General features: G+C 66.9%; 28 protein-coding genes and 1 other RNA gene. 11 read left to right on the top strand and 18 right to left on the bottom strand.

From position 1 onward, the window contains the following. Nucleotides 1-119 precede the first annotated feature (119 nt). Entirely contained in the window at nucleotides 120-1,835 is a 1,716-nt protein-coding gene (locus tag A3M1_RS0104450; RefSeq protein ID WP_018387758.1) for a DUF882 domain-containing protein, read from the top strand. 81 nt (nucleotides 1,836-1,916) lie between these two features. Here the strand turns inward: A3M1_RS0104450 and A3M1_RS0104445 are convergent, their stop codons facing one another. From A3M1_RS0104445 to A3M1_RS0104435, 3 genes are all read right to left on the bottom strand, one after another. Continuing rightward, nucleotides 1,917-2,201, bottom strand: coding sequence for a DUF2312 domain-containing protein (locus A3M1_RS0104445; protein WP_018387757.1), 285 nt, complete (start codon nucleotides 2,199-2,201; stop codon nucleotides 1,917-1,919). Nucleotides 2,202-2,374: 173 nt separating this feature from the next. Further along, nucleotides 2,375-2,677 (bottom strand): DUF1244 domain-containing protein, encoded by a 303-nt coding sequence (locus A3M1_RS0104440; RefSeq protein ID WP_018387756.1) that lies wholly within the window; start codon nucleotides 2,675-2,677, stop codon nucleotides 2,375-2,377. A 26-nt stretch (nucleotides 2,678-2,703) separates the two neighbouring features. Then, nucleotides 2,704-3,552 (bottom strand): N-formylglutamate amidohydrolase, encoded by an 849-nt coding sequence (locus A3M1_RS0104435; RefSeq protein ID WP_018387755.1) that lies wholly within the window; start codon nucleotides 3,550-3,552, stop codon nucleotides 2,704-2,706. Nucleotides 3,553-3,727: 175 nt separating this feature from the next. On the opposite strand from A3M1_RS0104435, the gene A3M1_RS0104430 reads away from it, so the two are divergent. Further along, on the top strand, nucleotides 3,728-5,020 hold the full coding sequence (locus A3M1_RS0104430) for a glycerate kinase (protein WP_018387754.1): 1,293 nt from the start codon (nucleotides 3,728-3,730) through the stop codon (nucleotides 5,018-5,020). After that, nucleotides 4,989-5,576, top strand: a complete 588-nt coding sequence (locus A3M1_RS0104425; RefSeq protein ID WP_018387753.1) for a DUF1036 domain-containing protein — start codon at nucleotides 4,989-4,991, stop codon at nucleotides 5,574-5,576. Before A3M1_RS0104430 ends, A3M1_RS0104425 begins: the two co-directional genes overlap by 32 nt. Nucleotides 5,577-5,712: 136 nt before the next feature. On the opposite strand, the gene A3M1_RS0104420 is transcribed toward A3M1_RS0104425, so the two are convergent. The 6 genes from A3M1_RS0104420 to A3M1_RS0104395 form a co-directional block, all read right to left on the bottom strand. Continuing rightward, nucleotides 5,713-7,212, bottom strand: coding sequence for a Do family serine endopeptidase (locus tag A3M1_RS0104420; protein ID WP_018387752.1), 1,500 nt, complete (start codon nucleotides 7,210-7,212; stop codon nucleotides 5,713-5,715). A gap of 219 nt (nucleotides 7,213-7,431) precedes the next feature. Beyond that, nucleotides 7,432-7,617, bottom strand: coding sequence for a DUF2065 domain-containing protein (locus A3M1_RS0104415; RefSeq protein ID WP_018387751.1), 186 nt, complete (start codon nucleotides 7,615-7,617; stop codon nucleotides 7,432-7,434). A gap of 12 nt (nucleotides 7,618-7,629) precedes the next feature. Then, nucleotides 7,630-8,565, bottom strand: a complete 936-nt coding sequence (hflC, locus tag A3M1_RS0104410) for a protease modulator HflC (RefSeq protein WP_018387750.1) — start codon at nucleotides 8,563-8,565, stop codon at nucleotides 7,630-7,632. Next, nucleotides 8,562-9,716, bottom strand: coding sequence for an FtsH protease activity modulator HflK (gene hflK, locus A3M1_RS0104405; RefSeq protein ID WP_018387749.1), 1,155 nt, complete (start codon nucleotides 9,714-9,716; stop codon nucleotides 8,562-8,564). The genes hflC and hflK overlap by 4 nt, the downstream gene beginning before the upstream one ends. A gap of 180 nt (nucleotides 9,717-9,896) precedes the next feature. Continuing rightward, nucleotides 9,897-10,175, bottom strand: coding sequence for a ribbon-helix-helix domain-containing protein (locus A3M1_RS0104400; RefSeq protein WP_018387748.1), 279 nt, complete (start codon nucleotides 10,173-10,175; stop codon nucleotides 9,897-9,899). Further along, nucleotides 10,172-10,360: a DUF4169 family protein gene (locus A3M1_RS0104395; RefSeq protein ID WP_018387747.1), complete on the bottom strand. Its 189-nt coding sequence runs from the start codon at nucleotides 10,358-10,360 to the stop codon at nucleotides 10,172-10,174. The genes A3M1_RS0104400 and A3M1_RS0104395 overlap by 4 nt, the downstream gene beginning before the upstream one ends. Nucleotides 10,361-10,761: 401 nt before the next feature. Between A3M1_RS0104395 and fumC the strand changes: the two genes are divergently transcribed. Continuing rightward, entirely contained in the window at nucleotides 10,762-12,153 is a 1,392-nt protein-coding gene (gene fumC, locus A3M1_RS0104390; RefSeq protein WP_018387746.1) for a class II fumarate hydratase, read from the top strand. A 246-nt stretch (nucleotides 12,154-12,399) separates the two neighbouring features. Continuing rightward, nucleotides 12,400-12,906: a Spy/CpxP family protein refolding chaperone gene (locus tag A3M1_RS0104385; protein ID WP_245261565.1), complete on the top strand. Its 507-nt coding sequence runs from the start codon at nucleotides 12,400-12,402 to the stop codon at nucleotides 12,904-12,906. Between the two features lie 122 nt (nucleotides 12,907-13,028). On the opposite strand, the gene A3M1_RS0104380 is transcribed toward A3M1_RS0104385, so the two are convergent. Together A3M1_RS0104380 and A3M1_RS0104375 are read right to left on the bottom strand one after the other, a co-directional pair. After that, nucleotides 13,029-13,508 (bottom strand): GNAT family N-acetyltransferase, encoded by a 480-nt coding sequence (locus A3M1_RS0104380; RefSeq protein ID WP_018387744.1) that lies wholly within the window; start codon nucleotides 13,506-13,508, stop codon nucleotides 13,029-13,031. Continuing rightward, nucleotides 13,508-14,302, bottom strand: coding sequence for a thymidylate synthase (locus tag A3M1_RS0104375; RefSeq protein WP_018387743.1), 795 nt, complete (start codon nucleotides 14,300-14,302; stop codon nucleotides 13,508-13,510). The genes A3M1_RS0104380 and A3M1_RS0104375 overlap by 1 nt, the downstream gene beginning before the upstream one ends. A gap of 183 nt (nucleotides 14,303-14,485) precedes the next feature. Here A3M1_RS0104375 and A3M1_RS0104370 point away from each other — a divergent pair, with 183 nt between their 5' ends. The 5 genes from A3M1_RS0104370 to A3M1_RS0104355 all read left to right on the top strand — a co-directional run bounded on the left by A3M1_RS0104370 (nucleotide 14,486) and on the right by A3M1_RS0104355 (nucleotide 17,946). Continuing rightward, the gene (locus A3M1_RS0104370) at nucleotides 14,486-14,803 is read left to right on the top strand and encodes a hypothetical protein (protein WP_018387742.1); all 318 of its coding nucleotides are present in this window, start codon (nucleotides 14,486-14,488) and stop codon (nucleotides 14,801-14,803) included. A gap of 35 nt (nucleotides 14,804-14,838) precedes the next feature. Then, nucleotides 14,839-15,192: a transfer-messenger RNA gene (ssrA, locus tag A3M1_RS25755) on the top strand. Nucleotides 15,193-15,244: 52 nt separating this feature from the next. Then, nucleotides 15,245-16,072, top strand: coding sequence for an SspB family protein (locus A3M1_RS0104365; protein WP_018387741.1), 828 nt, complete (start codon nucleotides 15,245-15,247; stop codon nucleotides 16,070-16,072). A gap of 63 nt (nucleotides 16,073-16,135) precedes the next feature. Next, nucleotides 16,136-17,440: an NAD(P)/FAD-dependent oxidoreductase gene (locus A3M1_RS0104360; RefSeq protein ID WP_018387740.1), complete on the top strand. Its 1,305-nt coding sequence runs from the start codon at nucleotides 16,136-16,138 to the stop codon at nucleotides 17,438-17,440. Continuing rightward, a complete protein-coding gene (locus tag A3M1_RS0104355) occupies nucleotides 17,437-17,946 on the top strand; it encodes a dihydrofolate reductase (RefSeq protein ID WP_018387739.1) in 510 nt (169 codons plus the stop codon). The genes A3M1_RS0104360 and A3M1_RS0104355 overlap by 4 nt, the downstream gene beginning before the upstream one ends. 98 nt (nucleotides 17,947-18,044) lie before the next feature. Here the strand turns inward: A3M1_RS0104355 and A3M1_RS0104350 are convergent, their stop codons facing one another. From A3M1_RS0104350 to A3M1_RS0104320, 7 genes are all read right to left on the bottom strand, one after another. Beyond that, complete coding sequence (locus A3M1_RS0104350) at nucleotides 18,045-18,701, bottom strand: hypothetical protein (RefSeq protein ID WP_018387738.1); 657 nt, start codon at nucleotides 18,699-18,701, stop codon at nucleotides 18,045-18,047. Between the two features lie 103 nt (nucleotides 18,702-18,804). Beyond that, nucleotides 18,805-18,930, bottom strand: coding sequence for a type B 50S ribosomal protein L36 (gene ykgO, locus A3M1_RS0104345; RefSeq protein WP_013167868.1), 126 nt, complete (start codon nucleotides 18,928-18,930; stop codon nucleotides 18,805-18,807). Between the two features lie 147 nt (nucleotides 18,931-19,077). Next, a complete protein-coding gene (locus A3M1_RS0104340; protein WP_018964201.1) occupies nucleotides 19,078-19,476 on the bottom strand; it encodes a DUF4260 domain-containing protein in 399 nt (132 codons plus the stop codon). Between the two features lie 16 nt (nucleotides 19,477-19,492). Then, nucleotides 19,493-20,017, bottom strand: a complete 525-nt coding sequence (gene rnhA, locus A3M1_RS0104335) for a ribonuclease HI (protein ID WP_018387736.1) — start codon at nucleotides 20,015-20,017, stop codon at nucleotides 19,493-19,495. Continuing rightward, nucleotides 20,014-20,994 (bottom strand): homoserine kinase, encoded by a 981-nt coding sequence (locus A3M1_RS0104330; protein ID WP_018387735.1) that lies wholly within the window; start codon nucleotides 20,992-20,994, stop codon nucleotides 20,014-20,016. The genes rnhA and A3M1_RS0104330 overlap by 4 nt, the downstream gene beginning before the upstream one ends. A 15-nt stretch (nucleotides 20,995-21,009) precedes the next feature. Further along, nucleotides 21,010-21,990, bottom strand: coding sequence for a 4-hydroxy-3-methylbut-2-enyl diphosphate reductase (gene ispH / locus A3M1_RS0104325; protein ID WP_018387734.1), 981 nt, complete (start codon nucleotides 21,988-21,990; stop codon nucleotides 21,010-21,012). A gap of 68 nt (nucleotides 21,991-22,058) precedes the next feature. Further along, nucleotides 22,059-22,685, bottom strand: a complete 627-nt coding sequence (locus tag A3M1_RS0104320; RefSeq protein WP_018387733.1) for a YceI family protein — start codon at nucleotides 22,683-22,685, stop codon at nucleotides 22,059-22,061. A 265-nt stretch (nucleotides 22,686-22,950) separates the two neighbouring features. Between A3M1_RS0104320 and A3M1_RS0104315 the strand changes: the two genes are divergently transcribed. After that, a complete protein-coding gene (locus A3M1_RS0104315; protein WP_018387732.1) occupies nucleotides 22,951-23,661 on the top strand; it encodes a DUF1013 domain-containing protein in 711 nt (236 codons plus the stop codon). Nucleotides 23,662-23,674 lie beyond the last annotated feature (13 nt).

Raw genomic sequence — 23,674 nt, 5'->3', positions numbered from 1 at the left:
CGTGGGGGCGGGGTCGTAATGACCTCTTAACCAAACCCGACAAGACTATGTTCACCAAGCGCGGTCCGGGCGCTCCTGCCCGTACCGTCTCAGGAAACGTTGATATCGGGTCCCCGTCCTTGCGCATCACCCTCGCCCTCCGCTCGTCGAAATTCGCCAAGGTCGCCGCCATCGCAGCGGTTGCCACGCTGTGCGGCGCCGATTTGCTGCAGGACGCGGTGGCCAATGGCGACACGCGCACGCTGACCTTCCACCACGTTCATTCTGGTGCCAACGCCACCGTGACCTTCAAGCGAAATGGCCGCTACGACCCGGCAGCGCTGAAGCAGCTCAACGTCCTCATGCAGGATTGGCGGCGCAAGGAATCCATCGAGATGGACCCCCGGCTGTTCGACATCGTCTGGGAGGTCTATCGCGAGGTGGATGCGACGCAGCCGATCCAGGTGATCGGCGGCTACCGCTCGCCGGCGACCAACGCGATGCTGCGCTCGCGCTCGCGCGGCGTCGCCCAGACCAGCCTGCACACCCAGGGCAAGGCGATGGACTTTTACATTCCCGGGGTCTCGCTGGCGAAGGTGCGTGAGGCGGGACTGCGGCTGCAGCGCGGCGGCGTCGGCTTCTACCCCACGTCCGGCTCGCCCTTCGTGCACATGGACACGGGCGGCGTGCGCCACTGGCCGCGCATGAGCCGGCCCGAGCTTGCCCGCGTCTTCCCGGACGGTAAGACCGTCCATGTCCCTGCAGACGGCAAGCCGATGTCCGGCTACGCCTCAGCCCTGGCCCAGGTCGAATCGCGGGGCAGCGAGCCGGGCGGCGCCGGTGCCGCCTTCGCCGGCCTTCCCGGCGGCAATGATCCCAAGCGGCGGGTTGCGGCCAACGGCGCACCGCCGAAGAACATTTTTGCCGGCCTGTTCACCAAGGACAGCGACGACGAGGAAGAGGCAACGCCGGTTGCCGCACCCACCGAGGCGGCGCCGGCCCGGGTCGCGGCGGTGGTGCCGACCCCACCCGCCCCTTCCGAGCCCCAACAGGTCGCGCTGGCCGCTGCCGTCCCCACCCCTATGCCCCGCCCGGCGCTGCCGGCCGCTGCGGCACCTGCGGTCGCGTCGGCCGCTGCGCCGATGGCGCCCTTCGAAGTGGCCTCGCTCGGCGCGGTGCCACTTCCCCAGCCCAATCCGCTGCCGCGCGGCGTCGTCGCTTCCGTGGCGGCGCCGGCTCCCCGTCCCGTCGCCTCAAGCGTCGCGCCCAGCGACAGGGCCGATCTCGCCGCGCTTGCCGCCGCCATTCCGCTGCCGGGCACGCCTGAGGCGACCAATAACCGACAGATCGCCAGCGCTCTCTCCGGCGCGCCGCTGCCCCAGACCCGCCCCAGCGAGATGGGCGGTCTGCCGGAAGTGATCGTGCGCGGAACCAGTGGCGAAGGCCCGGCGCTTGCCTATGCCGACGCCGCCGGCAGCGTGTTCGCGGCGCCGCGGGCCCAGCCCGGCCGCGCGCCGGAGGCCGATATGGCGACTGCCCGCGCCGCCCGTCCCGCCGGGGCTCCGGCCACGCAAGCCGCGCAGGCGCGCAAGCCTCAGCCCTATTCGCAGGCGATGGTCGCGGAAATCCGCCGCCTGTTCAGCGGCCCCAGTGTTTCCGGCAAGGTCTCCATGCACCTGCCGGAACTCCGCCGCTTCGCCGCCTTCGTGCTGCCGCCGCGCCGCATCGTCGCGGCGCAGTTCAGCCGCGATGGCGCCAAGGGTCTCTCCACCTCGCAATTCTCCGGCGAGGCGGTTGTGGCGGTTCCTGTGGTTGCGATGATGACCGGGCCAGCCCCGCTCAAGAAGGCGCTCTAGCCGGGGCGCACGACGCCTGAAACGGAACGGGCGGCCACTGGCCGCCCGGTCGGTTCGACAGGTTTTGACAGAGGGCCGGGCTCAGCTCTCGCCCAGCATCCCAAGCGCCTGCATGTAAAGGTCGACGATCGCCTCGTGCTCGGCGCGCTGGTCGGCGTCCTGCTTGCGGATCTTCAGGATTTCCCGCAGCGCCTTGGTGTCGAAGCCGGTGCCCTTGGCTTCGGCGAAGACATCCTTGATGTCGTCGGCAATGGTCTTCTTCTCTTCCTCAAGGCGCTCGATGCGCTCGATGAAGGATTTCAGCTGCTCCTTGGCGAAGCCGGCGGCGGCGTCGGACAGGGGCTGGTCGTTCGGAATATCGGACATGTTGTCTCCGGGGCATCGGGCAGGGCCCGGCGTCTAGACGGCAATTCGGGCGGCGATAGGGAGCGCAAGCGGGGCGGGCCGTCAAGGCAATGGCGCATCCGTACGTCTATGCGGGGCCAGCTAGCCCCGCTATCCACTGCCAATCCGGGGAAAAGGGGGCCCCCGGCGCGGGCTCAGTGCGGGCCCGGTCCGGGGAAGGCCGCCTTCTGCTCTGGCGTCGCCTCGCTCTGGTGGCGGGCCTTCCACTCCTCATAGGGCATGCCATAGACCGCTTCGCGGCTCTCATCCTTGGTCAGCGGCACGGCGCGTTCCTTTGCCGCGTCCAGCAACCAGTTGGACAGGCAGTTGCGGCAGAAGCCGGCCATGTTCATCAGAGCGATGTTCTGCACGTCGGTGCGCGCCTGGAGATGGGCGACGAGCCGGCGAAAAGCGGCGGCCTCCAGCTCGGTGCGGGTCTTATCGTCGAGATCGGACATCGAAATCTCCCGGGTAGGTCTGCCGGTCAGATGGGGGGTACCGGGCCGGTACGCGAGCCATAGACGCACGCTTCGTGCAATTCCGGCCGGGCGAGGATGTCCGGCAGCAGCCCGGCGAGCCGGTCGGCCCAGGCGCGCTGGCCCTCAACTTCGGCGATCAGGTCCTGGCGGATTTCCAGCAGCGTGTTGGCCAGACCCCTCAGCGTGGCATGGCGGAACAGGCAGTCGCCGCGCAAGGCACCGTCATAGGGCTCGTTGTCGCCGACGATGAGGTCGCCCGGCGCCTCCAGCGCGTCAATGAGCTCGCGGGTGAAGCGCGGGTCGCTGTCCCACAGCACGGCGGCGTGCCAGGGGCGGGCGAGTCCGCGCCAAACCGGCGTAAAACTGTGCAGTGAGAGCAGCACGGGTACTACGCCCTGCGCCAGCGCCGCCTCGATCTCGGCGTGGATGGCGTCGTGATAGGGGCGGTGAAAAAGCGCCAGCCGGCGCTCAATCTCCACATCATCGACATGGCGGTTTCCGGGGATAACCGCGCCATCCGACAGGCGCATCACTAAAGTGGGGTCATCCTCGCCGCGATTGGGGTCGATCAACAGGCGCGAGAAGCGCGAGAGCACGGCGGGGCAGCCAAGACGGTGCGCCAGCATGCGGGTGACGCCGGCGGCGCCGATATCATAGCCGATATGGCGTTCCAGCTCGGCCTTGGGCAGGCCGAGCGAGCCATAGCCGGGCGGCAGCGCGTTAGAGGCATGGTCGCACAGCAGGATCAGCCCGGCCTCCAGCGTTCCCGGAATGCGCTCGAAAGCGGGGAACGGCACCGGAGCGTCGGCGACGCTGTCGGTCGTGGCGGGGTCTTCCATCGAAAGGCGGCGCATAATTGCCCGTGAGCTGAGGCGAAGTGTTCAAGAGGATATCGACGCGAGCCCTGCCGTGCCATAGGAATACGCCCGTTTCGCGTCGCGCGGCCGGGATTCGCGTTCGCGCGCAATAAGCAATCGCCGGGCAATGGACCGGCAGGAAGGGCCCCTTCGGGGGGCGGGCAGGGTGGTAATGACTGAGGCTTCGGCGCGTGACTTTCTCGATCGCCTGTTTGCCGCCGCTGTTGCGGCCGCGCATCCGTCCACCTGCCTGCCGCCGGCACTGCCGCCGCCTCCCGCCCATGGTCGGCTGATTCTGCTCGCCGCCGGCAAGGCCGCCGGTTCGATGCTGGAAGTCGCCGAGCGGCATTATCTCGACGAGATGGGCCTCGACCCTGCCCGGCTGGTCGGCATCGGCGTCGCCCGCCATGGCTATGGCCGACCCACCCGCCAGCTGGAGATGGTCGAGGCTGGCCATCCTGTGCCTGATGCGGCGGGCCTTGCCGGCGCGCAGACGGCGATCGACCTCGCCGCTTCCGCTACGGCCGACGATCTCGTGCTGGTGCTGCTCTCGGGCGGCGCTTCGGCCAACTGGATCGCCCCGGCCTTTGGCGTCGAACTCGACGACAAGCGGGCGCTGACCCGCGCGCTGCTGCGTTCGGGAGCCAACATCACCGAGATCAACACGGTGCGAAAGCACCTCTCGCGCATCAAGGGTGGCCGGCTTGCGGCGTTGGCCCAGCCGGCGCGGGTGGTGACGCTTTCCGTTTCCGACGTGCCGGGCGACGACCCCGCGGTGATCGGCTCGGGTCCCACCGTGCCGGACCCGACGACGCTGGCCGAGGCGCGCGACGTGCTCGCCCGCTACCGCATCGACCCGCCGCCCTCCGTCGCGGTGGCGCTGCGCGACCCGGCCAATGAATCGCCCAAGCCCGGCGATGCGGCCTTTGCCGGTTCCCAGTACATCCTCATCTCCCGCCCGGCCGATTCCTTTGTCGCGGCCGAGAAGATTGCCCGCGAGGCCGGCATCGAGCCGGTGTTGCTCGGCGACAATCTAGAGGGCGAGGCCCGCGAGGTGGCGCAGGCCCAGGCGGCCAAGGCCAAGGAACTGAAGGCGGCGGGCCGCAAGGCGGTTTTGCTCTCGGGCGGCGAACTCACCGTCACCATGCGCGGACAGGGCCGGGGCGGCCCGAACCAGGAATATGCGCTGGCGCTGGCGGTAGCGCTCGAAGGGGCGGCGGGCATCTATGCGGTGGCCGGCGATACTGACGGCACCGATGGCGGCGGCGGCGATGCCTCCGATCCCGCCGGCGCATATGTGATGCCGGACACGCTGGTGCGGGCGAAGGCCTTGGGTCTCGATCCTGCCGCCTTTCTCGCCAATAACGATTCAACCAGCTTCTTCGAGTCCCTCGGGGATCTGCTCACACCGGGGCCGACCTGCACAAACGTCAATGATTTCCGAGCTGTTCTCGTCGACGAGTGACACTGTCTCCAGAGGCGTCGCCTCTGGCGCGACCCGTCGGAGCGGTGCGCTGCGGCGCGCCTTTGCCCGCGTCCTGCTTCCGGCCGTGCTGGCGGTGCCGGTGCTTGCCGGCCTGATGCCGCAGCCGGCAGCGGCGGATTTCCGCCTGTGCAACCGTTCCAGCAGCCGGGTCGGCATCGCGCTCGGCTACAAGGACGGCAATGCCTGGTCCACAGAGGGCTGGTGGAACATCGGCGCCAATAGCTGCGAGACGCTGCTGCGCGGCGATCTGGTGGCGAGGTTCTATTACGTCTACGCCATCGACTACGATCTCGGCGGGGAATGGTCCGGCAAGGCCTTCATGTGCACCCGCGAGAAGGAGTTCACCATTCGCGGCATCCAGGACTGCCTGGCGCGGGGCTTCGACCGCACCGGCTTCTTCGAGGTCGACACGCACGAGCAGAAGAGCTGGACCGTTCAACTGACCGAAAGCAAGACCTCCCAGGCCGAGGCCGGCAGGGGCCTGCCGGCCGGCGGGCTCTCCCCCTTGCCGCCCATGCCGCCGCCGCGGCCTTGAGTGCGGCCGCGCGACGGCGTCCTCAGCCCTCTCATGCCCATGCCAACGGAAAACCCCGGAGCGAGGCTCCGGGGCGCCGGCGTCGTAGCGCTGTCAGTTGACGTCCCTGGCCACTGGCCGGATCACGCGTCGTTGTTCACTCGATCGGCAGAGCGGTGAAACGGATCTGCCCCTCGGGATCGGCCACCATCAGCAGCGCCGAGCGGCGGCCCTCCTTCTTGAGTGCCGCCAGGCGGTTTTCCACATCGCCGGGCGTCAGGGTAGCTTCCTGATTGACCTCGACGATGAGATTGCCAGCCACGATGCCACGCTCGGCGGCGACAGAGCCGGGCTCGACCGCCATCACCACCACGCCCTTGAGCTCTTCCTTGATCTTGAAGCGGGTACGCAGCTCCGGAGTCATCTCGGCCATTTCGACGCCCATGAGCTTGCGCGTCGTCACCGGCGGCGGCGTATCCGGCTTCTGTTCCGGCGTCTCGGCGGCGCTGGGCGAGGCCGTGCCCTCGTCAAGCCGGCCGACCACCAGTTTCAGCGTCTCCTGCTGGCCCTTGCGGACGACGACGACCTCCACCTCCTTGTCGACCGGGGTGTCGGCGACGATGATCGGCAAAGCGCGCATGTCGCGGACCTCCTTGCCGTCAAAGCTGACGACGACATCGCCGGCCTTCAGGCCGCCCTTGGCGGCGGGGCCATCCTCGTTCACCGAGCCGATCAGCGCGCCCCGCGCGCGATCGAGCGAGAGGCTTTCAGCAATCTCCGGCGTGACCTGCTGGATGCGGACCCCGATCCAGCCGCGCCGCGTCTCGCCGAACTCCTTGAGCTGGGCGATGATCGGGATGGCGGTGTTGGAGGGCACGGCGAAGCCGATGCCGATGGAGCCGCCGGAGGGCGAGATGATGGCAGTATTGATGCCGACTACGTCGCCTTCCATGTTGAAGAGCGGGCCGCCGGAATTGCCGCGGTTGATGGCCGCGTCGGTCTGCAGGAAATTGTCGTAGGGGCCGGAATTGATGTCGCGGTTGCGGGCGGAGATGACGCCCACGGTGAGCGTGCCGCCAAGGCCGAACGGGTTGCCGATGGCCATCACCCAGTCGCCCACGCGCAGAATGTCTGAATTGCCGAACTTCACCGCCTTGAGCGGCTTGTCGGGCTCGGGCGTCACCTTGAGCAGGGCAATATCGATCTTGGTATCGCGGCCGACGATCTCCGCCTTCAGCTTCGAGCCGTCGGCGAAATTGGCATAGACCTCGTCGGCGTCGGCGATGACGTGATTATTGGTGACAATAAAGCCGCTCGCGTCGATGACGAAGCCCGAGCCCAGCGAGGAGACGCGACGCGGCGCCTGGTCCTCGCCCTGCTGCTGGCGGCGCTTGAAGAACTCCTCGAAGAACTCCTCGAAAGGCGAGCCCGGCGGCAGTTCCGGCGTCGGCACACTGCGCGAGGGGGCGACGGTTTGCGAGGTGGAAATATTGACCACCGCATCCATGATCAGGGCAGCGGTGTCGGCCACCGTGTCGGGGCCTTTAGCGGCAGCGGCGTGGGCCACAAGCGGCATCAAAGCCAGCGGTGCGGCAAGGCTGAGGGCCATCAGAGCAGCGGCAAGCCGGCGCGCGAAGCGTTGCGCCGTGCGGGGCATCTGGGGGGAGGAGGGGGCCCGTTCCAGAGCAGCAAGCGCGACGGTTGAACGCTTAAGGCCGGGGCCTTCAAGGCAGTTGATCATGAAGCCTCCTTGACGCCGCCACGCGGATCCGGGCGGAACGGCCCGAAAGACACGGGTCGTTGCTTCAGACGCTACCCGTCGCAAGATGCGATGCAAGCCAAAAGAGCGCGAGGCGGGGCACGTGGCCCCGCCTCTTTAGCCTCGGATCAGCCAGACAATGGCAAGGCCCAGAATGGCGCCGACAATACCGGCCACCCGCAGCGGCGAATCGGTCAACTGCGTGATCGCATCGGCGGAGCGGCGTACCGCCGCCGGAGCGGCGGCAAGCACCAAGCCTTCGATAACCAGCACGAGGCCGAGCGCGACGATGAGATCATACATCGTCGCGCCGCTTTAGTTAGCGGGCGCGAGCGGCGCGGACGAGGTCGCCGGCGCAGCGGCCGCGCCGGCGGGCGTGGCCGGGCGAGCCGCCGGATTGCCGAAGAAGCGGAAGAACTCCGAATCCGGCGCCAGCAACATGCGTGTGTCCGAGCCCTTCAGCGACGCCTCATAGGCCTGCATCGACCGATAGAAGTCGAAGAAGCCGCGGTCCTGATTATAGGCCTGCGCGAAGATCTCATTGCGCTGGGCCTCGCCTTCGCCGCGCAGCTGGTCGGCGGTGGCATTGGCTTCGGCGACAATGATCGTCGAGTCGCGGTCGGAGCGGGAGCGGATGGTCTGGGCCGCTTCGGCGCCCTGTGCACGGATCTCGGAGGCTTCCCGCTGACGCTCGGTCTGCATGCGCTGGAACACCGCCTGGCTGTTGGCTTCGGGCAGGTCTGCGCGACGGATGCGGACATCGATGACATCGATGCCGAAGCCGGCCGCTTCACGATTCACCTGGTCGCGAATGCGCGCCATCAGCGCCTCGCGCTGGTCACGCACCACTTCGATGAAGGTCGATTCGCCGAGCACGCGGCGCAGCGACGAGTTCAGGATGGTGGCGAGGCGCGAGTTGGCCGCGTCAATGGTGCCGACCGACTGGTAGAACCGCAGCGGATTGACGATGCGGTAGCGCGCGAAGGCGTCAACGACGAGACGCTTCTGGTCGGCGGCGATCACCTCCTGCGAGGGATTTTCGAGGTCCAGAATGCGCTTGTCGACGAAGATCACGCTGTCGATCAGCGGGATCTTGGCGTGCAGGCCCGGTTCCTCGATGACCCGGATGGGCTCGCCGAGGCGCAGCACCAGCGCCTGCTGGGTCTGGTAGACGCTGAAAAGGGCCGAGAACAGGCCGATGAGGACAACGGCGACAAGGATCGCCAGAACGAGACCGAGGCTGTTCCTCATTTCGCGGCTCCCTGAGCGGCCGCCGGAGCGGTGGTGCTGCCCGTGAGCGGAGCAAGGGGCAGATAGGGGACGACGCCGGAGGAGCCGCCTGCCGCAGGATCGATGATCACCTTGTCCATTCCGCCGAACACGCGTTCCATTGTTTCGAGATAGAGGCGCTGGCGCGTGACTTCCGGCGCCTTCTGGTACTCTCCCAGAACGCTGAGGAAGCGCGCCGCCTGGCCTCTCGCCTCGATGATCGCCCGTTCCTTGTAGCCCTCGGCACCCTGGGTGATGCGCGCGGCGTCACCTCGGGCTTCGGGCACCACGCGGTTGGCGTAGGCCTGGGCCTCGTTCTGCAGACGCTCGGCGTCCGCACGCGCCGCCTGGACGTCGCGGAAGGAATCGATCACCTGCGAGGGCGGATCCACCTTCTGCAACTGGACCTGGGTGACGAGAACGCCGGCCTTGTAGCCGTCGAGCGTGCGCTGCATGAGCTCCTGCACCGCCGTTTCAATGTTCTGGCGGGCGCCGGTGAGGATCGGCTGAATGTTCGTGCGGCCGACCACCTCGCGCATGGCGCTTTCGGCCACGGCCTTGATGGTGCCTTCCGGGTTCTGGACGTTGAACAGGAAGTTGGCGGCGCCGACATCCTCTGTCGAACCGGCTGCTGCGGGCTTCACCATCCAGAAGACGGCGAAATCCACGTCGACGATGTTCTCGTCGCCGGTCAGCATCAGGCTCTCTTCCGCCACATCACGCATGGCGGTGCCGCGGCGCGGATCGTCGCCGGTGCGGATGCCGATATCGATGCGGTTGACGCGCGTGACCTGCGGGGTCAGCACGGTCTCGATGGGATAGGGGAGATGGTAGTTCAGGCCGGGATTCGTGGTCCCGACGAATTTCCCGAAGCGCAGCACCACGCCCTGCTCGTCGGGCTCGACCCGATAGAAGCCGGAGAGCAGCCAGACGACGATGGCCAGAGCCACCACCACCACGATGCCCTTGCCGGTGCCGAAGCCGCCCGGTATCGCCGTCCGCAGCTTCTCCTGACCACGACGGATCAGATCTTCAAGGTCAGGAGAATTCGGTCCCGACGATTGCGGACCAGTGCCCCAGGGGCCGCGCGGACCACCGCCCCACGGCCCGCCGCTCTGGTTCTTCCATGACATTCCGCGCCCACTCCGTTTGCGCGCCCGGCTTGTCCGGGCTCGCAAGCGCAGAACCGGCAGACGCCACCGTGCAAGAAAACCCGCGCCTCGCCGTCCGAACGACGTGACGAGGCGGTTATAGGTGACGAGGCATCAGGTTACAACGCGCCGCCACCTCCCGATATGGGATCTGTTCCGGGTTTACGCAACGGTAGAGCGCAGGGATCCATTACGCTCGGCGTGTTCCACTGCCTCGCGGCTGGGAGCTGGGCTGCGATAATGCGCCAGGACATAGAGCCGGATCGCCGACGACAGGTTGCCCTGATTGCGTCCGGAATCGATCGAGGCGACGATTTCCGACAAGGTGCTGCGCCGATTGGCGGCAATCTCCTTGAGGGCGTCCCAGAACTGATCTTCCAGACTTACGCTGGTCTTGTGCCCGGCAATCACGATTGACCGCTTAACCACGGGGCTCTTCATGTCTCGTCCTCTCGTATGCGCCTATGCCCTTCAAGCATTTTTTCCTGCTTTCGTTCCTCGGCCGCCGCCAACTCGCGCTGATACTTTGAACGGCCAAACTCCAAACGCCGGGCGGCGGCGGTTTGTTCCGCCTGCTCGCGGGCGATCCGCTTGCGATGGCGGTTGAGATTTACGATGTCGCCCACGGGCGCCTGCCTCCAAGGATCGGGGACGCAGAATCTGCGCGTCGGCCTTTATTACTTCTCTCATAATATCGGCGAAAATGGCTCTTTCCAAGAATTTGCAGGCATGTGGTACGCGGCGGCCGTCGCCGGTGGCGCTTGGTTAAAGCGTTGTGGGTAGCCGGCTGCTGGGTGCTTTCCGAAGGGGTGGGGTATTTGGATACGCTATAAATGTGCGTGTCGCTGGCCTTGAAGGGGGTAGTCGTCACGCATTTGTGATCGATATCGCCGGAACGTTGCGGGAGGCTGGCGCCGGTTCTTCGTCGCATTTCGTCCCTCGGCGTCGCGTGCTAAACCGCCGCGAGGATCGAGGCCCCTCTGATTGGGCCATCTTGACGCACCCGACCTCCGAAAGGCTTTGACCGATGAGCACTACCCGCATCGAAACCGACACGTTCGGGCCCATCGAGGTGGAGAGCGACAAATACTGGGGCGCGCAGGCGCAACGCTCGCTCGGCAATTTCAAGATCGGCTGGGAAAAGCAGCCCCTGCCAGTGGTGCGGGCGCTCGGGATCGTCAAGCGGGCAGCGGCAGAGACCAATCGCGATCTCGGCCATCTCGACACCGCACTCGCCGACGCCATCATCACGGCGGCGCAGGAGGTGATCGACGGCAAGCTCGACGCGCATTTCCCGCTGGCGGTCTGGCAGACCGGCTCGGGCACACAGTCGAACATGAACGCCAATGAGGTGATCTCGAACCGGGCGATCGAGATGCTCGGCGGCACGCTCGGCTCCAAGAAGCCGGTGCACCCGAACGACCACGTCAATATGAGCCAGTCGTCCAACGACACCTATCCGACGGCGATGCATGTCGCCGCCGCCGAGGAGATCGCCCACCGGCTGCTTCCGGCGCTCGCCAAGCTGCGGGATGCGCTGGGCGAGAAGTCTGCCCAGTGGCAGCACATTATCAAGATCGGCCGCACCCATACCCAGGACGCCACGCCGCTGACGCTTGGACAGGAGTTCTCCGGCTATACCCATCAGGTTGCAACCGGCATCGAGCGGGTTGAGCAGACCCTGCCGCGGCTGATGGAACTGGCGCAGGGCGGCACGGCGGTCGGCACCGGGCTCAATGCACCTATCGGCTTCGCCGAAAAGGTGGCCGAGCGCATCGCCGTCATCACCGGCCTTCCGTTCACCTCGGCGCCGAACAAGTTCGAGGCGCTTGCCGCTCATGACGCGATGGTGTTTTCGCATGGCGCAATCAACACGGTGGCGATGTCGCTGTTCAAGATCGCCAATGACATTCGCTTTCTTGGCTCCGGCCCCCGATCGGGCCTTGGGGAACTGTCGCTGCCGGAAAACGAGCCGGGCTCCTCGATCATGCCGGGCAAGGTGAACCCGACGCAGTGCGAGGCGCTCACCCAGGTGTGCGTGCAGGTGTTCGGCAACAATGCCGCCCTCGGCTTCGCCGGCAGCCAGGGCCATTTCGAGCTGAACGTCTACAACCCCGTTATGGCCTATAATTTCCTGCAGTCGGTGCGCCTGCTCGCTGATGCGGCGGTCAGCTTCACCGACAATTGCGTCGTCGGCATCGTGCCGCGCGAAGACAATATCAAGGCGGCGCTGGAGCGCTCGCTTATGCTGGTGACGGCGCTGGCGCCAAAGATCGGCTACGACAATGCCGCCAAGATCGCCAAGACTGCGCATAAGAACGGCACCACGCTGCGCCAGGAAGCGGTCGGTGGGGGCTATGTTACCGATGAGGAGTTCGACGCTGTTGTGCGGCCGGAGAAGATGATATCTCCCGGTTAATATATATTCATGAATCTGAACGCTCATTCATCTTCGTTTCTGAAGGTAATCGAGGTTCATTACCGAAGTTTCATTTGAATCTTTCGGCGCCATAACCCAGCATCGGCCTCACCTTCACAGGAGATGAGGCCGATGAAACGTACGATCATTGCTGCAACTGCCGCTGCCCTTCTCGCCGGTGTGACTTTCGGCGTCGCGGCGCCGAAGCCGGGTAGCCCCGACCACCCGCGCCCGAGCGTCGAGCAGATGGCCGAATTCGCCAGCGCCATGAGCGACGCCCGCATCGCCGCCCTGAAGGCTGGGCTGCGGCTGACCGCCGAGCAGGAGAAGCTGTGGCCGGCGGTGGAGACCGCGCTGCAGGAGTCCGCCAAGGGGCGGATGGAAAATCGCGCGGAGCGTCGCGCCGAACGCGCGGACATGCCCAAGGGCGAGCGCCCTGACGTGATCGAACGCCTGCGCGCGCAGGCCGATGGCATGGTGGAGCGCGGCCAGATGATGAAGAAGGTCGCCGACGCGGCCGCCCCGCTTTATGACAGCCTCGACGGATCGCAGCAGCGCCGCTTTGCCATCCTGTTCAAGCAGATAGAGCATCCGCGCATGGCCGACGGCCGCGACGGCAAGGGCCACGGCCCGCATCGCGCCGGCCCCGGCAAGCACGGTCACGACGGCCCGATGCACCACCGCATGCCGCCCGGCCCGATGGACGATGGCCCGGATGGGCCGGAGGCCGGTCCGGACGCCGAGCCGCTCTGAACGGCGGCAACGGCAGCCACCGCTCGCTCCTCCAACGCATCAGCCGCCGGCGTCTCGCCGGCGGCATTTTCTTGAGTGCCTTTCCTGGGGACGCTGTTGAGCACGGCGTCGGTGCAGGCTTGTCAGTCCGCGGCAAGCCTCTCGAGAGCTTCGCCGCTCACGCGCTGCATGGTCCAGGCGTCGAGCGGCACGGCACCGACCGAGCGGTAGAAGCGGATCGCCGGCGCGTTCCAATCCAGAACGTTCCACTCGAAGCGACCAAGCTTCTCCTCCACGCAGCGCCGTGCCAGAAGCTGCATCAGCGCCTTCGCGATGCCGCGCCCGCGAAATTCCGGGCGCACGAAAATGTCTTCCAGGAAGATGCCCTGCCGGCCGCGAAAGGTGGAGAAGGTGTAGTACCAGAGCGCGAAACCGGCCGGCGCGCCCTCCCACTCGGCAATGTCGCAGAACACGCGCGGGCTCGGCCCGAAGAGGTCGCGGGCGAAATCCTCGGCGGTCGCCTCCACCTCATGCAGCAGCTTCTCGTACTCGGCGAGCTCGCGCACGAAGGCGAGGATCAGCGCGGTGTCATCCCGCTCGGCGGGGCGCAGGGTGAGGGCCATCACACCGCAACCTTCGCCTTGATGGCCGGGTGGGGGTCATAGCCTTCGACGGCGATGTCCTCGAAGCGGAAGGCGAAGAGGTCGTGCACGTCAGGATTCAACTGCAGCCGCGGCAGGGCGCGGGGGGCGCGGGAGAGCTGCTCGTGCACCTGGTCGATGTGGTTGAGATAGATGTGAGCGTCGCCGAACGTGTGAACGAAGTCACCCGCTTTCAGCCCCGTCACCTGCGCCACCATGTGGGTGAGGAGGGCGTAGGAGGCGATGTTGAACGGCACGCCGAGGAAGATGTCGGCCGAGCGCTGGTAGAGCTGACAGGAGAGCCGCCCGTCCTGCACATAGAACTGGAACAGGCAGTGGCAGGGCGGCAGTGCCATGTCAGGCACGTCGGCCGGGTTCCAGGCCGAGACGATCAGGCGGCGCGAATCGGGATTGCGGCGGATGTCGGCGACAACCTGCGCGATCTGGTCGATCACCCCGCCCTGCCCATCCGGCCAAGAGCGCCACTGATGGCCATAGACGGGCCCGAGGTCGCCATTGGCGTCGGCCCATTCGTCCCAGATCGAAACGCCGTTTTCTTTGAGATAGGCGATGTTGGTATCGCCCGCGAGGAACCACAGCAATTCGTGGATGATGGAGCGCAGGTGCAGCTTCTTCGTGGTGACCAGCGGAAAGCCCTCGCCAAGGTCGAAGCGCATCTGGTGGCCGAACACCGACAGCGTGCCGGTGCCGGTCCGGTCGTCCTTGCGTGTGCCCTCGCGTAGCACCCGCTCCAGAAGCTCGTGATAGTTCCGCATGCCTGTGGTTCCCAAGGCGTTTATGCCCACGACATATAGCATACGCCGCCGCCGGCACACCCGCCTGGCAACCTTTCGGCCCAGCGTCTCCAGCAAGCCCATGCGCCGGCCGGGGCGCTAACGGGGAACATTCCCGGCAGGCTCGACTTGTCCCGACGCGACCAAAGTCTGAGGGAGAAAGCCGTGACCAAAAGCACCGACGCGCTTAACACCGATCTACACCGCCTGCGCATGCACCTGAACCTGCTGGAAAAGGATGCGACGCACCCGCTCGACTTCACGGTGGAGCACGCTCATACGGCGCCGGCGCTTGTACTGCGCGAGGGCCAGGCCCTGCGAAGCGCCCATTCCGACGTGCGGCTCGATTACGAGATGATGCGCCAGATCTTCATGGAAACATTGCGCGCGGAGATTGCCGCGCAGGAGGAAAAGCTGCTCGGCACCAATGGCGGCAACCGGCCGATCGAGCATTTGCAATATGGCGACCAGACCGAGGCATAGGCTTCAAGGGGATAGGAAGGGGGAGTTGCGCGTGCCCCCTTCCAACCGGACGGGCAAACCCCTATATTCGATTTGCCGGCGCAAGCCGGATATGGCGATAAACGGACATCGGAATAAACTCTTCGGACCCGGGGGCAGTACCCGGCGCCTCCACCGGAACCCATCGAAGGGTGGGCTGCGGCGGGGGCGAAACAGGATCGACGAGAGCGTAAAGGGTCTTCTTTCGCCCGGCATGGTACCGCCGTCATCGGACCAAACATATAGTTGCCAACGACAACTATGCTCCGGTTGCTCAGGCCGCGTGAGCGGTTTGATCTACGGAAAATAAGTCCAAGCGGGTAGCACCGTGAGGCGGGGTTCGCAGGCACCTGGCAACAGAAGCCTGCACTTCATTCTCACTACCTACTGGCCGTCGGGGCGGAAATCGGGTTCATTGCCGGCATGAGCGTCGATCTGATCCGATATGACCTGCTGGTGCAGGATGCGTTGCGCGGCGTCGTTGGCCGCGTCCTTACCGATGTGGCCCGTGACGGCCTCCCCGGGGAACACCATCTCTACCTGGCCTTCGATACCTGCGCGCCCGGCGTGCGGATTTCGCCGCGCCTGAAGGAGCGTTACCCCGAAGAAATGACCATCGTGCTCCAGCACCAGTTCTGGGACCTCATCGTCACCGACCAGTTCTTCGAGGTTGGCCTTTCCTTCAACGGCATTCCCGAGCGCCTGCACGTTCCCTATGCGGCGCTGAAGGGCTTCTTCGACCCTTCTGTCAAATTCGGGCTGCAGTTCGAATCAGTGGAAGACGAAGACGACGCTGACGCCGAAGACGATGGCTCGGAGGCGCCCACCGCCGTGCCGACGCCGATCGGCGAGAGCCGGCCGACCTCGGTTCCCTCCACCCGCGCGCCCACGCGCCTGGCCGAAGTGCCGCCTAAGCCGGCGCCGACGGAGGCTGTGGCTTCCCGGTCCATCGGGTCGAAGCCCGCCGCGCCGAAGCCTGCCGCGCCGGTCGCTGTACCGGATGCCAAGGCTGCGCCGAAGCAGCCCGGCGCCGCGCGTGCGCCTGCCGTCGATGCTGCGAGCTCCGAGGACGCTTCGCGCCCGTCCGCCGGCGACGAGGCCCCCGGCAAGACGGCTCCCGACAGCAAGGTTGCCGACAGCAAGGCATCGGATGCCAAGAGCGCTGAGAAGTCGGTGGATGGCGACGAGCCGACCGATGGCGGCTCGGGCGGCGCCCAGGTCGTACGGCTCGATGCGTTTCGCAAGAAATAACCGCGCGCAGGCGCTGAGCCGTGGGTGCCCGGTTTCGCCAGATAGCTCCTGCCAAAGCCGGACGTGAACGTGGCCGCACAGCATGATGTGATCGTCGTCGGCGCTGGCGCCGCAGGCCTTGCGGCAGGGGCGCGGTTGAAACAGGCCGGAATCGATGTGCGCGTGGTGGAAGCGGCGGCCCGGACCGGCGGGCGGGCCTTCACCGACACAGCGACCTTCGGAATCGCCTGGGACCGGGGCTGCCACTGGCTGCATTCCGCCTCGGTGAACCCGTTGCGGGCGGCGGCGGACGAACTGGGCCTCGCCTATCTCGCCCGCGGCAACCGCAAGGCCCGCACCACTCATCTCGGCGATCGCTGGGCCGATGAGGTGGAGTGTGAGGCCAGTTGGAACGACATTCAGGCCAGTTACGCCGCCATCCACAAGGCTGGCGAGGACGGGCGCGACATCGCCGCGAGCGAAGTGCTGACCGAGGCCGTCCTGTCTCCGCCGTGGGCGCGGCTGGCGCGGCACTGGCTGACCCTGCTCTCCGCCGCCGAGCCGGAGCGTCTGTCCACCCTCGACTATGCCGCCTATTCAGATACGGGCGAGAACTACCCGGTCGAGAAGGGCTATGGCGCGCTGGTGCAGGCGCTCGCGGCGCGGGAGGCGCCGGAGCTCGACATCGTCACCGGCTGCGCGGTTTCCACCGTCGACTGGTCCGGAGAGGGGGTGACGCTCGCCACCTCGCGCGGCACGCTTACCGCCCGGCTCGCCATTGTCGCCGTGCCGACTTCGGTGATCGCGCGTGGAGGCCTTGCCTTTGCACCCTTGCTGCCGCCTGATCTCGCCGAGGCGTTCGAGGCGCTGCCGCTCGGGGCGGCGGAGAAGGTCGCCTTCCTGTTCGATCGCGACGTGTTCGGCGTCGAGCCCACCAGCTATATCGACACGCTGGACCTCCGCGACCCCGCCCGCAAGCCGGTGAATTTCACCCTCAACCCGTTCGGCCAACCCATGGCGATCGCCCAGCTCGGCGGCGCCAACGCCGCAGCACTGGTGCAGGCCGGGCCGGCGGCGATGCGCGATTTTGCTCTTGCCGCGCTGACGGACGCCTTCGGCGCCGGGATCGAGACACATATCGTCGGGGTCGCCACAACCGGCTGGGTGGCCGATCCGCTAATCGGCGGCGGCTATAGCTGCGCGCTGCCGGGCCTCGCCCATATGCGCGCGCGGCTGACGCAGACGCTTACCCGGCCGCTGGGCGACCGGGTGCTGTTCGCCGGCGAGGCCTCCTCGCCGCACGCCTATTCCACCGCCCATGGTGCGCACCAGACCGGCCTCACCGCGGCGGACACCGCGCTGGCGCTGCTGCGCGGGAGGTCCGCATGACCGTGCTTACCCTCGTCGCCGCCGTTGCGGAGAACGGCATTATCGGGCGCGGCGACGCGCTGCCCTGGCACATCTCCGGCGATCTTAAGCGCTTTCGGGCGATCACCTGGGGCAAGCCGATCCTGATGGGGCGGCGCACTTTCGAATCGATCGGCCGGCCGCTGCCGGGGCGCACCAGCCTCGTCATCACCCGCGACACCGGCTTCCGGCCGCCGGAGGGCGTGCTGGTGGTGTCCTCGCTCGGCGCGGCGCTGGAGCGCGGGGCGCAGGAGGCTGAAAAGCTCGGCGTCGACGAGATGGCGGTGGTGGGCGGCGCGCAGATCTACGCGCAGGCCTTTCCGCATGCCACGCGGCTGCGCCTGACCGAGGTGCATGGGCGGCCGGAGGGCGACGTGCATTTCCCAGCCTTCGCCCGCGAGGCGTGGCGGGAGGTCGGCCGCGAAGGGCCGATAAAGGGCGAGAAGGACGAGTTCGCCTTCAGCTTCGTGGATTACGAGCGGGCCTGAGCGGCGACGCCCTCGTCATCCCTTAGATCGGTCGGCCCTCGACCTTGCGAACGGCCGATCTCAGATCGGTCGGCCCTCGACCTTGCGAACGGCCGATCTCAGATCGGCCGGCCCTCGACCTTGATCGAAAGTTCCTCCTCCAGATCCTCGATCTCGTCGAGATGGGGATAGAGCGCGAGGGCATGGCGCGCTGCTTCAAGCGAGCGCTTCTCGTCGCCGATTTCCTTGCAGATGATGGCGATGCCCGCCCAGGCGCCGTAATGGCGCGGCTCGCGGGTGACGACCTGGCGCAGGTCGATCAGCGCATTGGAGAAATCCTGCCGCAGGAAGAAGACGGTGGCGCGCTTGTTCCACGCTTCCAGATAGTCGGGCTCGATCGCCAGCAGGCCGTCCAGCAGTTCCACCGCAAGATCGAACTTCTTCGCCTGAGTCGCCTGGGAGGCGCGCGCCATCAACAGGTCCGCCGTGTCGCTGCCCGAGGGGGTGAGAGCGACGTCGATGCGTGCGGCGATTTCCTTGGCCGATTCCTTGTCCGGTGCCGCCTTGAGTGCAGCAAACAGCGCATCGAGGCGCTTGCCGCGGTCAGGTTCCGCCGGCTTTGCCACTGCGGAGGGATTTGCCGCCTCGGAAGACTTGGCCGCCTCGGCAGGCGGAGCAGCCTCCACCCGCTCCGCAGCACCGGGAGGGGAGGTGGTCTGGGCCATGGCGCCGAGTGGCGCGGCGGTAAGGATCAAGGCAGCAAAAAGGGCGCGCATTTCTCCATGTTAGGAGTCACGGCGCCCTTGAGCAATATTCACCGGCCGATGTCCGCGAAATCGTGAACGCGGCTGAACGGCCGTAAGGCTCAGCGAACTTCGATCAGCCCTGGCGGGCCTTGAAGCGCTTCTGAGTCTTGTTGATGATGTAAACGCGGCCCTTGCGGCGCACCAGACGGTTGTCGCGGTGACGGCCGAGCAGCGACTTGAGCGAGTTACGGATCTTCATGACACTAACCTTCGGATCGACGGCGCCTGCGTATGAGACGGCGCCCCATGGCCGCGCCTCGATCCGCCAGCAGAAATTGAGGCCCGGCTGATAGCGGAGCGGAGGGGGCCTTGTCAATCCGCGCGCCCGCTTCCCGCGCGGCCTTCCTCAGTTTCGGCCGATACGGCCAAGATGCGTGTCGGCAAAACCCGCTGCATATTTGAGGCCATAGCCAAGCACGCGGTCGAGCCCGATATGCGCGATCCAGATAAGGGCGATCGCCCCGGCCAGAGGCGCACTGAACCCATAGGCGAGGCCGCCGAGCAGGGCCGGGGCGACATAAGTGTGGGCTGCGTTATAGAACAAGGCGCCGGGGCGCGGCCCGGCGAGATAAGCCAGCATCGAGAGGTCCGGCGCCAGAATCAGTGCCGCGAACAGCCACCAGCTAGCGCCGAGCGCGGCATAGGCCACCAGCGCTGCGGCGAAGACGGCGAGGCCTTCCGCGCGCAACAGCGCGGCAGGGGCGCCCGTCACCGCGCCAGTGGGCCCGCCAAGACGAGTGGTCATGATGTCGTGTCCCGACTCAGTAGGCGCCCCGCGCGGCCTTGTAGGGCGCCATGCCGGCCCGGGCGAGCTCATCGGCGCGCTCATTCATCTCGTCGCCGGCGTGGCCCTTGACCCAGTGCCAGCGAATTTCGTGGCGGGCGATGGCGGCTTCCAGCCGCTCCCACAAGTCGACATTCTTCACCGGCTTCTTGTCGGCGGTGCGCCAGCCATTGCGCTTCCAGCCGGCGATCCATTTGGTGATGCCGTTGCGCATATATTCGCTGTCGGTGTGCAGATCGACCGTGCAGGGGCGCTTCAGCGCCTCCAGCGCGGAGATCGCCGCCATCAACTCCATGCGGTTATTCGTGGTGGGGGATTCGCCGCCGGAGAGTTCCTTCTGCGAGCCGGCATAGTTCAGGATCGCGCCCCAGCCGCCGGGGCCGGGATTGCCCGAGCAGGCACCATCGGTCCAGATCGCGACGATGCCTTTTGGCGCGTCGCCGGGCGTCTCTGTCTTGGCGTCGTCGGCGAAGACGCGGGCGGTTCCGGGGGCTGTCTTCACGTGTGGGGGCCTTCGATGATTCCGTAGTCGCGCGGGCTCGTCACCGAGCGATGGAAGCGCAGCTTGCGCAGATATTCCAGCGGGTCGTGCGGGCGCACGAGCGCGCCGGGTGGGACGTTGAGCCAGTCGACCAGCCGGGTGAGCAGGAAGCGCAGCGCCGCCCCGCGCGCGAGCAGCGGCAGCGCGGCGATCTCCTCGGCCCCGAGCGGCCGCTCGCCCTGATAGGCGGCGAGCAAAGCGCGAGCCTTGGTCTGGTTGAAGGCGCCATCCGGCTCGAAGCACCAAGCGTTGAGGCAGATGGCGACGTCATAGGCCAACAGGTCGTTGCAGCCGAAATAGAAATCGATCAGCCCCGACAGCCGCCCGTCGGTGAAGAACACATTGTCCGGGAACAGGTCGGCATGGATGACGCCGCCCGGCAGGTCCGTCGGCCAACGCGCCTCCAGCACGGCGAGTTCATCGGCGATGAGGGCGGAGAGGCCAGGCGCCACCGTGTCGACCCGCTCGCCCGCCTGCTCGTAGAGCGGACGCCAGCCGGCGACCGAGAGCGCATTGGCGCGATGGAAAGCGGTGAAGTCGGCCCCGGCCTTGTGCAGCCCCGCCAGTGCGGCGCCGAGCGCGGCGCAATTGGCGGCGGTCGGGCGGCGCACCGAGGTGCCGACAAGGAAGGTGGCGATCAAAGCCGGCCGCCCGGCCAGCGTGCCGAGCGCCACGCCCTCGCGGTTGCGCACCGGCTGCGGGCAATCGATGCCGCGCGTCGCCAGATGCTCCATCAGCCCGACGAAGAAGGGCAGGTCGGCCGGGTTCACCCGCTTCTCATAGAGCGTCAGGATGAAGCTGCCGGCCTCGGTCTGCAGCAGGTAGTTGGAGTTCTCGACGCCCTCGGCGATGCCCTTGAAGGCACGCAGCCGGCCGAGATCATAGGTGGCGAGGAAGGCTTCGAGCTCTTCCGGGGAGACATCGGTGTAAACGGCCATGGGGTGGGGTCGAGCCTATTCGGCAGCGTCGGAGCGGAGCTGCCGGGGCAGCGGGAAAAACACATCCTCATGGGCGGTATGCACCGTCTCCACCTTCAGCGTGTAGCGTGCGGCGAAGGCGTCGAGGATTTCCTCGACGAGGATTTCCGGGGCCGAGGCACCGGCGCTGACACCCAGCGAGGCAATCGCGCCGAAGGCGTTCCAATCGATCTCGCTCGCCCGCTGCACCAGCACGGCGTGGCGGCAGCCCTCGCGCTCGGCCGCCTCGCGCAAGCGCTGGGAGTTGGACGAGTTCGGCGCGCCGACCACAATCATCGCGTCTACTTCAGGGGCGACGCGCTTGACCGCTTCCTGCCGGTTGGTGGTGGCGTAGCAGATGTCTTCCTTGTGCGGCGCCACCATGGAGGGGAAGCGCTCCCTCAGGATGGCGACGATTTCGGCGGTGTCGTCGATCGAGAGGGTGGTCTGCGTGGTGAAGGCGAGATTGCCAGGGTCGCGGGGCTGGAAGAGCCGCGCCTGCTCGGCGGTCTCGACCAGCGAGACGGCGCCCTCGGGCAGCTGGCCCATCGTGCCGATGACTTCCGGGTGGCCGGCATGGCCGATCAGCACGACCTCGCGCCCCCGCTTGTGGTGCACGGTGGCCTCTCGGTGAACCTTTGTCACCAGCGGGCAGGTGGCGTCGATGGCGAAGAAATTGCGGCGGGCCGCGTCCTCCGGCACCGCGCGGGCGACGCCGTGGGCGGAGAAGATGACGGGGGAGGTGGTGCCGGCGGGGATTTCGTGGAGTTCCTCGACGAACACGGCGCCCTTCGCCTTCAGCCCTTCCACGACGTATTTATTGTGCACGATCTCATGGCGCACATAGACCGGCGGGCCATACATCTCCAGCGCCCGCTCCACCGCGTCGATGGCGCGCACCACGCCGGCGCAGAAGCCGCGCGGGGCGCAGAGAAGGACGCGAAGCTCGGGCTTCCGGGCAGATGTTTCGGGGGTCATCGCAGGGTCCAGCGGGGGCCTCGCCACCGTCATGGGTGCCGGGGCCCGCGCTGTCAAGCGTGGCCGGATCAGGGCTGCTTGATGAAGGCGCCGACGATGTCGAGGGCCACCTCGTCGGAAATGACCGGCGCGCCGAAGCCCAGGCCGAAATCGCTGCGGCGGATTTCGGTGGTGGCGGTGAAGCCGATATTCTCGGCCTTGGTCATCGGGTTGATGCCGGCGCCGAAGAAGCTGACATCCAACGTGACCGGCTTTGTCACCCCATGCAGCGTCAGTTCGCCCTCAATGGTGGCGTCGGTGCCTTCAACCGTCACCCGGGTGGATTTGAAGCTGGCGGTGGGGAATTTCGCCGTGTCGAGGATTTCCGGGCTCGCCAGATGGGCGGCAAAGCCTTCCGAGGTGACGCGCAGGCCGGACATGGGGATGGTGACTTCCAGCTTCGCCTCGTCCGGCTTGGTGGGGTCGAGCACCAGCGTCCCGGCGGAGGCGCCGAACATGCCGGCGAGCGGGGTAATCCCCATGTGATCGACGGTCCAGACGATCTGGGTGTGGTCCGGGTCGACAGTGTAGCTGCCGCCGGTAATGCCCGCGACATCCTCGGTGCCGGGCATTTCGCGCGTGGCTTCCTGCGCGAAGGCGCCGGTGACGGCGGTGAGGAGGAGGGTGGCGGCGGTCAGAAGTCGAACAGGCTTCATCGCGTCATCCTTGCTGGTTGGGGGGCCGCGGACGCTAGCAGCGCAGGAACATAACCGCCACCCCAAGCGCCGCGTCTTTGGATTTGCAGGAAGGCGCGCGGAAGCCTATATTCGCAACATCCCGGTCATCGCGAGACGGTCCGAGGCTCCGCCCCGCAGGGTGGTGGGGCGCGGGGAGAAGTTTGCGCGGCCGAAAGAACTCAAATCTGCACGCCGGCTCGGTTTCATCGCCAGCCCGGCGCCTCACTGGATGGAGCTGCGTCCCATGGCGAACGCCCCCCTCATGCCGAAGGCCACCGCCGTGTGGCTGGTCGAGAATACCGCGCTGACCTTCGACCAGATCGCGGACTTTTGTAAGCTCCACGTGCTTGAGGTGAAGGGCATCGCCGATGGCGAGGTCGCGCAGGGCATCAAGGGCAGCGACCCGATGACCACCAGCCAGCTGGCCCGCGAGGAAATCGAGCGCGCCGAGAAGAATCCCAATTATCGCCTGAAGCTGCTGGAATCGAAGGTGCGCCTGCCGGAGCCCAAGCGCCGCCGTGGCCCGCGCTACACCCCGGTTTCCAAGCGCCAGGATCGCCCGAACGCGATTCTCTGGCTGCTGCGCAACCATCCGGAGCTGAAGGACAGCCAGATCATGCGGCTGGTCGGCACCACCAAGACCACCATCGAGTCGATCAAGGAGCGCACCCACTGGAACGCGGCGCATCTGACGCCGATGGACCCGGTGACGCTCGGCCTGTGCTCGCAGATCGACCTCGATATCGAGGTGCAGCGCTCCTCCAAGGATCGTCCCGCCACGGCGGCGCCGTCCGGCGAGCACGAGGCGACGCTGCTGCCGGTCGATGTTTCGATCGGCGACGGGCCGGAGCCCTTCGTGCCGAGCCGCAAGCCGCGCGAGGAGCCGATCGACCTGGAGACCGTGTTCGCCAAGCTCGGCGGCTCGCGCAAGAGCGAGGCCGACGACGAGGAATGAGCCCCGCCCTGCG

Origin of the sequence: Ancylobacter sp. FA202 (assembly GCF_000380205.1) — a bacterium.
Taxonomy (GTDB): Bacteria; Pseudomonadota; Alphaproteobacteria; order Rhizobiales; family Xanthobacteraceae; genus Ancylobacter.
The sequence above is the reverse complement of the archived record's forward strand: the minus strand, read 5'-3'. Positions and strand labels throughout refer to the sequence as shown.

Coding starts and splice junctions, on each gene's coding strand:
- A3M1_RS0104445 (WP_018387757.1), bottom strand. CDS start 2,201: ATGTCCGATATTCCGAACGACCAGCCCCTGTCCGACGCCGCCGCCGGC.
- A3M1_RS0104340 (WP_018964201.1), bottom strand. CDS start 19,476: ATGACCACTCGTCTTGGCGGGCCCACTGGCGCGGTGACGGGCGCCCCT.
- A3M1_RS0104385 (WP_245261565.1), top strand. CDS start 12,400: ATGGCCGAATTCGCCAGCGCCATGAGCGACGCCCGCATCGCCGCCCTG.
- fumC (WP_018387746.1), top strand. CDS start 10,762: ATGAGCACTACCCGCATCGAAACCGACACGTTCGGGCCCATCGAGGTG.
- A3M1_RS0104355 (WP_018387739.1), top strand. CDS start 17,437: ATGACCGTGCTTACCCTCGTCGCCGCCGTTGCGGAGAACGGCATTATC.
- A3M1_RS0104375 (WP_018387743.1), bottom strand. CDS start 14,302: ATGCGGAACTATCACGAGCTTCTGGAGCGGGTGCTACGCGAGGGCACA.
- A3M1_RS0104440 (WP_018387756.1), bottom strand. CDS start 2,677: ATGTCCGATCTCGACGATAAGACCCGCACCGAGCTGGAGGCCGCCGCT.
- hflC (WP_018387750.1), bottom strand. CDS start 8,565: ATGAGGAACAGCCTCGGTCTCGTTCTGGCGATCCTTGTCGCCGTTGTC.
- A3M1_RS0104365 (WP_018387741.1), top strand. CDS start 15,245: ATGAGCGTCGATCTGATCCGATATGACCTGCTGGTGCAGGATGCGTTG.
- ykgO (WP_013167868.1), bottom strand. CDS start 18,930: ATGAAGATCCGTAACTCGCTCAAGTCGCTGCTCGGCCGTCACCGCGAC.
- ispH (WP_018387734.1), bottom strand. CDS start 21,990: ATGACCCCCGAAACATCTGCCCGGAAGCCCGAGCTTCGCGTCCTTCTC.
- A3M1_RS0104380 (WP_018387744.1), bottom strand. CDS start 13,508: ATGGCCCTCACCCTGCGCCCCGCCGAGCGGGATGACACCGCGCTGATC.
- A3M1_RS0104330 (WP_018387735.1), bottom strand. CDS start 20,994: ATGGCCGTTTACACCGATGTCTCCCCGGAAGAGCTCGAAGCCTTCCTC.
- A3M1_RS0104315 (WP_018387732.1), top strand. CDS start 22,951: ATGGCGAACGCCCCCCTCATGCCGAAGGCCACCGCCGTGTGGCTGGTC.
- A3M1_RS0104320 (WP_018387733.1), bottom strand. CDS start 22,685: ATGAAGCCTGTTCGACTTCTGACCGCCGCCACCCTCCTCCTCACCGCC.
- A3M1_RS0104350 (WP_018387738.1), bottom strand. CDS start 18,701: ATGCGCGCCCTTTTTGCTGCCTTGATCCTTACCGCCGCGCCACTCGGC.
- hflK (WP_018387749.1), bottom strand. CDS start 9,716: ATGTCATGGAAGAACCAGAGCGGCGGGCCGTGGGGCGGTGGTCCGCGC.
- A3M1_RS0104420 (WP_018387752.1), bottom strand. CDS start 7,212: ATGCCCCGCACGGCGCAACGCTTCGCGCGCCGGCTTGCCGCTGCTCTG.
- A3M1_RS0104430 (WP_018387754.1), top strand. CDS start 3,728: ATGACTGAGGCTTCGGCGCGTGACTTTCTCGATCGCCTGTTTGCCGCC.
- A3M1_RS0104435 (WP_018387755.1), bottom strand. CDS start 3,552: ATGCGCCGCCTTTCGATGGAAGACCCCGCCACGACCGACAGCGTCGCC.
- A3M1_RS0104400 (WP_018387748.1), bottom strand. CDS start 10,175: ATGAAGAGCCCCGTGGTTAAGCGGTCAATCGTGATTGCCGGGCACAAG.
- A3M1_RS0104415 (WP_018387751.1), bottom strand. CDS start 7,617: ATGTATGATCTCATCGTCGCGCTCGGCCTCGTGCTGGTTATCGAAGGC.
- A3M1_RS0104425 (WP_018387753.1), top strand. CDS start 4,989: ATGATTTCCGAGCTGTTCTCGTCGACGAGTGACACTGTCTCCAGAGGC.